Raw genomic sequence first — 10139 nt, forward strand, 5'->3', positions numbered from 1 at the left:
AAGCCTATGTTTGCAACCGTCAATTTTACAACATCGCTACACGCGCTTTACGCCCGGCCGCGCCGTCCTAACACTTACCTTCCTGCCTGCCGAGCAGGCGATAGACCGTGGTCCTTGACAGGCCGAGGTCACGCGCGGCCCGGCTGACGTTGTTACCGTTACGGTCGAGGCAATCGCGCAGCGCCGACTGCGTCAGCCGCGGCGCTTTATTGGCGCCGGCCGGCGCGGCGGCTTGCTCGATCCCCAGGCCGAGGTCCGCGGCTTCGATCAGCTCGCCGTCGGCCATCACCAGCGCGCGGCGCACCCGGTTGATCAGTTCGCGCACGTTGCCCGGCCACGCATGCTGGGTCAGCGCCACCAGCGCGGTACGGGAAAAGCCGCGTATACGCGGCCGGCCTTCGTGCTGGTACGCGCGGCGAAAATGCTCGGCGAGCAGGACCACATCGTCGCGCCGTTCGCGCAGCGCCGGCACCGCGATCGGCAGCACCGCCAGGCGGTGGTACAGGTCGGCGCGCACCCGGCCGTCCGCCGCAGCCTGCGCCAGCGGCACATGGGACGCCGCGACCACGCGCACGTCGACCCGGGTGGGGCGCGTGGCGCCGATCCGGCATATGGTTTTCTCCTGCAGGAAGCGCAACAGGCTGGCCTGCTGGTCGAGCGGCAAGTCACCGATCTCGTCGAGGAACAGGGTGCCGCCGTCGGCCGATTCGATCAGGCCGGGCCGGTCGCACATCGCGCCTGTGTATGCGCCACGCACGTGGCCGAACAGTTCGGCGTGGATGAGGCTGGGAGACAAGGCGGCGCAATTGACCGGCACGAAGGGGCTATCGGCGCGCGCCGACTGCGCGTGGATCGCCTGTGCGACCAGCTCCTTGCCGGTGCCGCTTTCCCCCCACACCAGCACCGGCGCCGCGACGGCCGCCACCCGGTCGACCTGCGCGCGCAGGCGCGCCATGGCCACGCCCTCGCCAAGCAGCGGCGATCGGCCTGGCGCGCCGCGCGGCGCGCCAGGCGCGCAACGCGTCTGCAATGCCGCCAGCCCGTGAATATGGCCGAGCGTAGTGGCCAGGCGCATCGGGTCGGCCGGCACCGTGTGGTAATCGCTCAGGTAGTCGGCGACCAGGTCGCGCCACGCGGGACTGTCGAGCTGCCCGGCGCGCAACACGCCGACCCAGTGCACGGCGCGGTGGCGCCCGAGAAAGCCCGCGAGCTCGGCCAACCGAGGCAGGTGGCCGTCATGCACGACCAGGCCGACGCGAAAGCACTGCCGGCGCAACTCGCGCTGTGCGTCCGCCAGGCGGACGACACGGCATATCTCCCAGCCCAGCGCCGGCAACCCGGCGGTCGGGTCCGGGCCATCGTGGCACGACGAAATGCATAGCAGGCGTTTGTGCATGGCCGATCCTCGTCAGTCGTGCGCTTGCTACAGCGCCGGGTGACGCAATAACTTGACGCATTGTAATCGCCCCCCTTTGCGCAAAGATAAAAACCATCCAAATAATTTACATTCTTCTCAAAAACACCATGACGCTATCCGCCTGGCATGGTGCGTGACGCTAGACAACAACAAAGATTCTGCAAACTCCAAATGTCACATTTGTTTTTACAAAACGCTGGATTTTGTGTCGGAGATTGTCTAGTATTTAGTAGGAAATTGCCTACATTCTGTTTCTAGAATGCCGCAGCCGCTGCTGGCCGGACCGTCATTGCTTCGCCCCCCAGCGCTTGCAGCGCGCCCGCAAGGCGCGTGGCGTCACGAGTACACGCCATCTTGGACGGCTGGGGTTGCATATGCGAATTCACTTCACGACGGTTCCAAAACCAGGGCACGCGCTGGCACTCTCGCTGCGGCGCGGCGCACGCCAAGCTCCCGACGGCGAAGCGGCTGCCGGATGTCGGCCGTCGACGCTGCGCCACCCGGCGCCGCCGGATCGACGAACCGGACAGTAGGGGGAACAGTGTGCAGGGCCGGGACGCATGCCGGCCGCGACGACGCACGCCCGGGCCGTCCCCTGATCGGCCCGACGCCTGGCCGCGCAGCCTGGTGCATCCCGATTGACTCGACCTGCAGCCCGATATCGTCGCCTGCGCCACTGTTCAACGCGGGTGTTTGAGTGGAGGTTCACATGTGCAATGAACACGGCGTATTCGAAGACGTCTCACGCATCTACGCGGCCAGCCGGCGCGCTCCCGACCCACAGCGGTGCATGGTCGCGCCGTCGCCGGAACTGGATGACCGGTTGCGCAAGGAACTGGAGGTCATGAAGAGCACCTTTTCGGCAGGCAGCCTGCGCCTGCGCGCCACGCAGCCGCGCCAGGAAGGCTTCGACGACGGCACCATCATCCCGCCGGAATACTTCCCGCTCGGGACTCCGCCGAGCGTGATCCGCAACCAGGCGCTCGAGCGCGCGCCGCTGAGCGGCACGGTGCGCATCATCGTCGTCATGGTCGATTTCGAAGACAAGCCCATGAAGGCGACCAAGAACGACATCCACCAGTTGTTCTTTTCCTCCGGCGTGATCGCCACCGGCAGCGTGCACGACTACTACGCCGAGGTCACTAACAACAAGATCAACCTGCAGGGCCAGGTGGTGGGGCCGTTCCGGTTGCCGCACAAGCTTGCCTACTATGCCAACGGGCATTCGGGCACCGGCGGGGCGCTGCCCAACGCCCAGACCATGGCGCGCGACGCGCTCAACGCGTCCAACCCGAGCGTCAACTTCGCGCCCTACGACAACGACGGCAATGGCTTCGTCGATGCCTTCGTCGTCGTCCACGCCGGGTCCGGCGGCGAAGTGACCGGCAAGGTCGGCGACATCTGGTCCCACAAGTGGGTGTTCAGCGAAGGCGCCGTGACGGCCGACGGCACCAAGGTGTACGCCTATCTGACGGTGCCGGAAGACGGGCGGATCGGCGTCTGCGCCCACGAGCTCGGGCACCTGCTGTTCGGGTTTCCCGACCTGTATGACGTCGACGGCAGTTCGTCCGGCATCGGCGGGCATTGCCTGATGGCCTCCGGGAGCTGGGGTGGCGGCGGCGCCACGCCGACCCATCCATCGGCATGGTGCAAGGCCAACCAGGGCTGGGTCACGGTCGAGAACGTCACGTCCAACGGCAGCCGCTCGATCGCCGACGTCAAGGACAGCCACAAGGTGCTGCGTATGTGGAAGGACGGCGGCTCGGGCTCCGAATACTTCCTGGTCGAGAACCGTCAGCAGACGCGCTTCGACAAATCGTTACCGGGCGCGGGCCTGATGATCTGGCATATCGACGAATCGGTGTCGAGCAACGCCAACGAAACGCGCTACAAGGTGGCGCTGGTCCAGGCCGACAACCGCAAGGACCTCGAGGGCGGCAAGAACCGCGGTGACGCCGGCGACGTCTATCCCGGCACCAGCAACAACACCTCGTTCTCGAACAGTTCGTCGCCGAACTCGAAATCCTATGCCGGCCAGAGCACCTGCGTGTCGGTGACCAGCATCAGCGCGCCCGGTCCGGTCATGACCGCCAACGTCACCGTGAAATGCACGCCGAAGCTGGGCAAGGAACTCATGAAGGACAAGGAACTGGTGCTGGAAAAGCCGGTACGCGACAAGGTGCCCGAAAAGCCATTCGCTGACAAGCTGATCGAAAAGCCGCAAATCGACAAGTCGCTTACCTACGAGAAGCCGACCGACAAGCCGGCCGACAAGCCGAGGGAGGGCGGGCTGCCGGGCCGCCTGACCAGCGCCAGCCCGGCAGGGGACGCGCACATCGAGGCGCGCATGGCGCAGCTCGAATCGGTTGTCGGGTCGCTGATCGGCCAGCCCGGCGCCGCCGCGGCGCAACCGTTCATCGCCGCCCAGTTGCGTCCCGACCTTAGCCAGGGCGCGCTGGCCGCCGAGGACGAGAACGCTCAGGAAGCGATGCAGCGCGGCGACGCCGGCGCCAAGCGCTCGTTCGACACCAAGCTTGGCGACGGCTGAGCGGCGATGATGCTCGTGATCCGCCACCTGGTCGATCCGGTCGCCGACGCGCTCGCGGCGGCGCTCGGCCCTGGCCTGCGCAGCCTGTACATCGAGGGCTGGCTCGCCAGCTGCAGCATCACGCATACGGTCGGCCTGGACGGGGTGGCGACGCGGATCGAACAGGGCGACGCCGGCGTGCTGCTGGACGGATCGACTGGCATCGTCCTGAACCGGATCGCGTACGTGCCGACGCCGGCGTTCCACGCAGCGCGCGCGGTCGACCGCGATTATGCCGGCGTCGAGGCGATGGCGGTGTTCTGGAGCTGCCTGGAGGGCCTGTGCTGCCCGGTGCTCAACAGCGCCGCGGCGCTGCGCATGGCCGGCCAGGCGCAGTCGGCCCTCGGCGGCGCCGCCCAGGCCGTGTGCGCGGGCGTGAACACGCGCACGCTGCGCATGACGACCCGCGCGGCTCTGGACGACTGCGCCGGGTTCTCACCGTTCGGCGGAGGACCCAGCGGGGTCGCCGTCGGCGCGCCGGGCTTGCGCTGGCTGCCCGAGGACGGCGAGCGCGGCGAGCTCTGGATCGTCGGCGACCAGGTGCTGGGCGCCCTGGAGGGCGTGGCGACCGACGCCGTGCGCAATCTCGCCGGACGTATCGGGCTCGGTTTCGGCGTGCTCGGCTTCGTCCGGGCGCGGCCCGGTCCATGGTTGTGGGCGAGCTTCGACGCGCTGCCGCTCGATGTCCCGGCCGCCGTGATCGAGGCGCTGGTCGCGTTCGTCGCGCGCCATGCGCCAGCCACCATACAAGGAGACCCGACATGATACTGTTGGCCGGTATCGCTTCCGAGCCGCCGATCGCACTGGCCGCCGACAGCGCCGCCGCACTCGGCATCGAGTGCGTGCTGCTGAACCAGCGCGCGTTCGCGCACGACGACATCGAATTCGAATACGCGGACGGCCGCTGCCGCGGCGCGCTGACGAGCGCCGGACAGGTGTATCCGCTCGAGTGCTTCAGCGGCATCTACCTGCGCACGATCGATGCCGCCAGCCTGCCGGAACTGTCGCGCGCGGCGCGCGCCTGGGACCGCGAACGGACCGAGGCGCGCACGCACGCCTGGGCCGAGATACTGACCCAATGGGCCGAGGTGGCGCCGCAACGAGTCGCGAACCGGCTGTCGGCGACGTTGTCCAACTTTTCGAAGCCGTACCAGTTGCAAGTGATCCGCGCGGCCGGCTTCGCCGTCCCGGAGACCATCGTGACCAACGACCCGGCCGCCGTGCACGCCTTCAACGAGCGCCACCGGCGCGTGATCTACAAGTCGACCAGCTCGGTGCGCTCGATCGTGCGCATGCTGGACGACGCCGCGCTCGCGCAGCTCGACCGCGTGCGCGCGCTGCCCACCCAATTCCAGCAATTCATCGACGGCGAGAACGTACGCGTGCACGTGGTTGGCGACGCCGTGTTCGCCGCGCGCATCGTCAGCGAGGCGGTCGACTACCGCTACGCCGGCAGGGACGGGCTCGACGTCGACATGCTGTCGTTCCAGCCGCCCGACGACATTGTGGAACGCTGCCGCGTCCTGGCGCGCAACCTGGCATTGCCTTTCTGCGGCATCGACTTCAAGGTGCGTCCGGGTGGGCAGTACGTGTGCTTCGAGGTCAATCCGTCGCCGGCCTACAGCTATTACCAGATGCAGACCGCCAGCCCGATATCCGACGCGCTGGTGCGCTACCTCGCCGGGCAGGCGTAACGCATAAAGAGGAGTGACGCATGGTGCAAGCTGTCGAAAACTGGTGTTGGCTGACCGGGCAGGTGCAGGGCTGCAGGGAACTGGCCCAGTACCTGGAACTGGAGATGCGGGTCGACGCATCCATGGCGGTCGAGGGCTACCCTGATCTGCTGGAACAATACCTCGGACAAACGGTGCGCATCCGGATCGCGGGCGCGGCCGCGCCAGGGACGGGGCAGCAGGTCAGGCTGCGGGCGCGCCTGGCGGGGCCGGGCGTCATCTGGGGCGACGCCGACACGCTCGCGCTCGAGCCAGGCCGGCGCAGCGCGCGCTGAGCGGGCCAGAGGCGCCGGCCGCCGGCCGGTCGGACCGGCGCGCACGAGCCGCGCCGCGGGGTGACAGGGCGCCGGACGAGGTCGCACGGCGCTCGTCGCGCCGTCGTACAGGGAACAGCAAGACCGGGAGAGCGGCATGCAGGTATTCAAACACGCCAGCGCAGCGGTGGACGACCCCGCACCGCTGACCAAGATCGTGGTCGCCATCCATGGCATCGGCAAGCAGCACCGCAGCGAAACCATCCGCTCGGTGGCGCGCCGCTTCGGCGACCGCGCCGAGCCGGCGATCCCGGTCCTGCCACTGGGCTACTTCAGTGTCGTCGAAGGCAGCAAGGTACGCTGGAGCCGGCTGGAGACGGACGACGAAACGCTCGCGGATATCGGCTTCGCCGAGGTGTTCTGGGCGGATATCCCGGACGAGCTGGTGCGCGCCGACGACACGCTCGAAGAGACCAAGGCATGGGCCGCGACGCTGGTCAGCCGCGCCGACGCCATCTACGAGAAGCAGGTGCGCCGCCAGCCGGCCGGCCGTGCACTCGAGTCCGAGGATTTTCGACAAGCGGCGGACGCCATCGACACCATCATCGACGGCATCGGCGTGATCGAGGGGCTGGGCCGGGTGGCCGGCAAGGTGGGACTGCCCAGCTTCGAGGTGGGCCAGCTGCTGCGCGACTACGCCGGCGACGTGCAGACGGTCACCGAATTCCCGCACTACCGCAACAAGATCCTGTACCGCTTCCATGCGGCGCTCAACGGCATCGTGGATGCATTCAACCAGGAGTTCAAGCGGCCGCCCGAGATCCACCTGGTGGCCCACAGCGAAGGCACCGTCATCAGCCTGCTAGCGCTGCTGCAGGCGCTGTCGGACATGCCGATCGACGATCCGGCCGGCCAAGGCGTTGCGCAACCCGGCCATTGGGTGCAAAACGTGCGCGGCCTGATGACGCTCGGCTCGCCGATCGACAAGCACATCGCGCTCTGGCCCGGCCTGTGGCGCGAATTCGCCTTCACTACGACGATCGACCAGGGTGTGCTGGTGCAGCCTGCGCGGCCGGGCGCGCACGCGGTGCTGCTGAAACAGCAGATCAAGTGGCGCAATTACTTCGACTACGGCGACCCGGTCGGCTTCCGGCTCGACGAGGCGCGGCGCACGCTGGTCGACGACATGGGCTGCGCGGCGTTCGAATTCGACACCGCCGACCACGACTTCGGTTTCAGCCGCTACTGGCTCCCCGGCAAGGCGCATGTCGACTACTGGCGCGACCCCGACCTGTTCCGACACTTCATCGACACCGTGGTGAAGACGCCCGCGGATGCCTCGGTCAAGCCGCCCCCGAACCGCTTCCTGCCCCACCATGTGGCCAAGGGCATGCCGTACCTGCTCGCCTATGCGATCCACTGCGGCGCCGTCGTCATGTTGCTGCGCGCCCTGGTCGCGCCAGGGTCCGCGCCCGGGTTGCTCGCGACCGTGGCCGCTGTCGGGATCCTGGGCACGCTGCTGGCCGCGCTCACGGTCGTGGCGCGCCTGCCGCGCCTGACCCGGCCGGCGCCGCGCTGGGCCTTGCTGGCCGCGCTGTGCCTAGTGGCCGCGCTGGCGGCGCTGCGCTGGTTGCCGGCGCCGTTTGCCCAAGCCGCCGGCAACGCGGTGGCGGCGCTCTGGCCGGACACCACGCTGGACCAGGCGCAGGCCGGGCGCTACCTGGTCGGCGGACTGGCCGCCGCCGTTGGCGCGGCGGCATGGCTGCTGCCGCGACGCGCAGGCCTGCGCAACCGCAAGCCACTGGTCATCGTCACGTCGGCGCTGGTCGCGGCTGCGGCCCTGCTGGCGCGCGGCAGCGTTGAGGGGATCGGGTTGACGCAGGGTGCCGCCCTGGCCGCGTTCGCCCTGCTCTGGGCGTTCGGCATCATCCTGTTCGACCTGGCCTTCGTCTGGCATCGCTACATCCGTCAAGCGGTGTGCGTGCGCACGCTGCGCGCGTGGCGTCGCCACACCGATCCGGAACCGGACCCCTACCTCGGGCTGGGAAAGAGCACGCTCCAGGCGCAGATCGATGCACGGCAGCAGCGCTGATCCGGCCACAGGCAACGCCGGCCGCACGGCGCCATTCGGGAACGCCAGGCCGGTGCCCGCGTGCCTCAGTACGAAATCGAGAAGCCGGCGTCGCGCACGTGTTCGACCAGCGCGTCCAGCACCTTCCTGCAGTGCGCCGGCTTGACGCTCCACACGCGCCAGCTTTCACTGCCATCCTGCCGGTTCGTGATCGCGCCGAGCATCTCGTCGTCGACCATGAAGAACCACTGGTGCGCGCGCCAGACGCCGTCGCCTTCCGCCGACGGGTTCAGCGTCGGCTTCCACAACGCGGCGCACAGGTCCGCGCCCGCTACCCATACGATGGGTGTGGTCGAGCCCATGGTGTCGAACAATTCCGGATCTGCTGGTTGCAAGGCCATCTTGGCATCCATCCTCTGGGAGCGGGGTCGAGCGCGGCGTCACCGGCTGGTGTTTCGCTACGACAACGCAACAATACTGCCGCAAAACAGCAGGCCGTGCAATCGACAGCGCCGTAGAATGAGCAAGTAACACGACAGGCATGCAACGGTCTTGCCGCATGCCCGGCGAACGCCGCGCCGGCATGGATGCCGCGGGTCGCGCACAGGTGGAATAGACGGAAAAGAAAGGCAAGTCGAATATCGTGGAGTGAAAAAAATGAAAACTGAAATTCAGGTTTTGTGCGCTTCAATATTAATTTTTTCCTCCTCACCGACCGATGCGGATACGATAAACAGGGTTTATCTGGACAGAAAAAATAATGTGCACGTAATTACGGAACAAGGCTTGCATCGGCAAGTGACACGGCACGGCAATGCGATAGCACCAAAGGTTGCGCCTGACAATAAAACCGCTGCATGGCTGGTTGCAAATACATGGATCGCAGAGGCTTTGTTGCATAAATGGCCCGGCAGCAGCCAGGTTGGAGCCCGGGTAAACTGACGGCATGACCGTCCCTGCAAAACCGACCTACCGAACGACCAACTGGAAAGACTACAACGCGGCATTAAAAGCGCGTGGCTCGCTGCTGATCTGGCTGGACAAGGACATGCGCTGGCACGGCAGTGGCAGTGGCAAGCGGGGCCGTATTCCGAAGTACAGCGAAGCGGCGATCCAGTTCTGTCTGACCATCAAGGGCTTGTTCAATCTGCCACTGCGGCAAGCGATGGGCATGGCGCAAAGCCTGCTCGAGCTGGCGGGCCTGGACTGGCAAGTGCCCGATTTCAGCACGGTCAGCCGGCGGCAGAAGCATCTTTCGGTGACGATCGGGGCGCAGCCGACGACGACTGGATTGCATCTGCTGGTCGACAGTACCGGCATCAAGATGCTGGGTGAAGGCGAGTGGAAGACGAAGAAGCATGGGGCCGACTACCGTCGCCAATGGCGCAAGGTCCACCTTGGCATTGACGCGGCCACCTTGGAAATTCGGGCCATCGAGGTCACCGACAACGCCACCGGCGACGCGCCGATACTGCCGTGCCTGCTCGACCAGATTCCCGCCGACGAGATGATCGCGAGCGTCAGCGGCGACGGCGCCTACGACACCAAAGGCTGTCATGAGGCCATTGCGCAACGCGGCGCGCAGGCGATTATCCCGACCCGCAAGAACGCCAAGCCATGGAAGGACCAGCGTCCCGGTGCAAAAGCCCGCAATGCCATTCTGGCGACTACGCGACGGCTTGGTAGGAAAATCTGGAAGAAATGGACCGGGTATCATCGGCGCAGCCTCGTCGAGACCAAGATGCGTTGCTTCAAGCTGCTTGGTGAACGCGTCATGGCGCGTGACTTCGATCGTCAGGTCGCCGAGTTGCAGGTCCGCGCCGCTATTCTCAATCGCTTTACGCGGTTGGGCACGCCCACGACTGTGGCGGTGACCATGCCGTAATTCCGTATGGGATTTGGGGTATTACGCGCCCCACTGATTTATGCAACATACATGGACGCATCCAGGTTTGCCAGGCTTTCGATTCGTGATGTCCAAAAGAGGTAGATTGCAGCCATACATCCGGACTTTGGTCGAGGCGTAGCCTCTGTCCCTGATGGAATTTGCTGACCGGCTCCTGATCAAAGCCACGAG

General features: G+C 66.5%; 9 protein-coding genes. 7 read left to right on the forward strand and 2 right to left on the reverse strand.

What is annotated here, in order from left to right; all coding sequences use genetic code 11:
• Window positions 1–67: 67 nt before the first annotated feature.
• Window positions 68–1396, reverse strand: a complete 1329-nt coding sequence (locus FBX97_RS28955; RefSeq protein WP_141839331.1) for a sigma-54 dependent transcriptional regulator — start codon at window positions 1394–1396, stop codon at window positions 68–70.
• A gap of 730 nt (window positions 1397–2126) precedes the next feature.
• Here FBX97_RS28955 and FBX97_RS28960 point away from each other — a divergent pair.
• From FBX97_RS28960 to FBX97_RS28980, 5 genes are all read left to right on the forward strand, one after another.
• Window positions 2127–3965, forward strand: coding sequence for a M6 family metalloprotease domain-containing protein (locus tag FBX97_RS28960; protein ID WP_141839333.1), 1839 nt, complete (start codon window positions 2127–2129; stop codon window positions 3963–3965).
• Window positions 3966–3971: 6 nt separating this feature from the next.
• Window positions 3972–4769 (forward strand): hypothetical protein, encoded by a 798-nt coding sequence (locus tag FBX97_RS28965; protein ID WP_141839335.1) that lies wholly within the window; start codon window positions 3972–3974, stop codon window positions 4767–4769.
• Complete coding sequence (locus FBX97_RS28970; protein WP_141839337.1) at window positions 4766–5698, forward strand: RimK family alpha-L-glutamate ligase; 933 nt, start codon at window positions 4766–4768, stop codon at window positions 5696–5698. The genes FBX97_RS28965 and FBX97_RS28970 overlap by 4 nt, the downstream gene beginning before the upstream one ends.
• A gap of 20 nt (window positions 5699–5718) precedes the next feature.
• Window positions 5719–6012, forward strand: a complete 294-nt coding sequence (locus FBX97_RS28975) for a hypothetical protein (protein WP_141839339.1) — start codon at window positions 5719–5721, stop codon at window positions 6010–6012.
• A gap of 136 nt (window positions 6013–6148) precedes the next feature.
• A complete protein-coding gene (locus FBX97_RS28980; RefSeq protein ID WP_141839341.1) occupies window positions 6149–8083 on the forward strand; it encodes an MFS transporter in 1935 nt (644 codons plus the stop codon).
• A 65-nt stretch (window positions 8084–8148) separates the two neighbouring features.
• Here the strand turns inward: FBX97_RS28980 and FBX97_RS28985 are convergent, their stop codons facing one another.
• Window positions 8149–8463 (reverse strand): hypothetical protein, encoded by a 315-nt coding sequence (locus tag FBX97_RS28985; protein WP_141839343.1) that lies wholly within the window; start codon window positions 8461–8463, stop codon window positions 8149–8151.
• A 256-nt stretch (window positions 8464–8719) separates the two neighbouring features.
• On the opposite strand from FBX97_RS28985, the gene FBX97_RS28990 reads away from it, so the two are divergent.
• Entirely contained in the window at window positions 8720–9004 is a 285-nt protein-coding gene (locus tag FBX97_RS28990) for a hypothetical protein (RefSeq protein ID WP_141839345.1), read from the forward strand.
• A 4-nt stretch (window positions 9005–9008) separates the two neighbouring features.
• The gene (locus FBX97_RS28995) at window positions 9009–9947 is read left to right on the forward strand and encodes an IS5 family transposase (protein WP_141839347.1); all 939 of its coding nucleotides are present in this window, start codon (window positions 9009–9011) and stop codon (window positions 9945–9947) included.
• Window positions 9948–10139 lie beyond the last annotated feature (192 nt).

It is taken from the genome of Herbaspirillum sp. SJZ107 (assembly GCF_006715485.1).
In the GTDB taxonomy this organism is placed as follows: domain Bacteria; phylum Pseudomonadota; class Gammaproteobacteria; order Burkholderiales; family Burkholderiaceae_D; genus Telluria.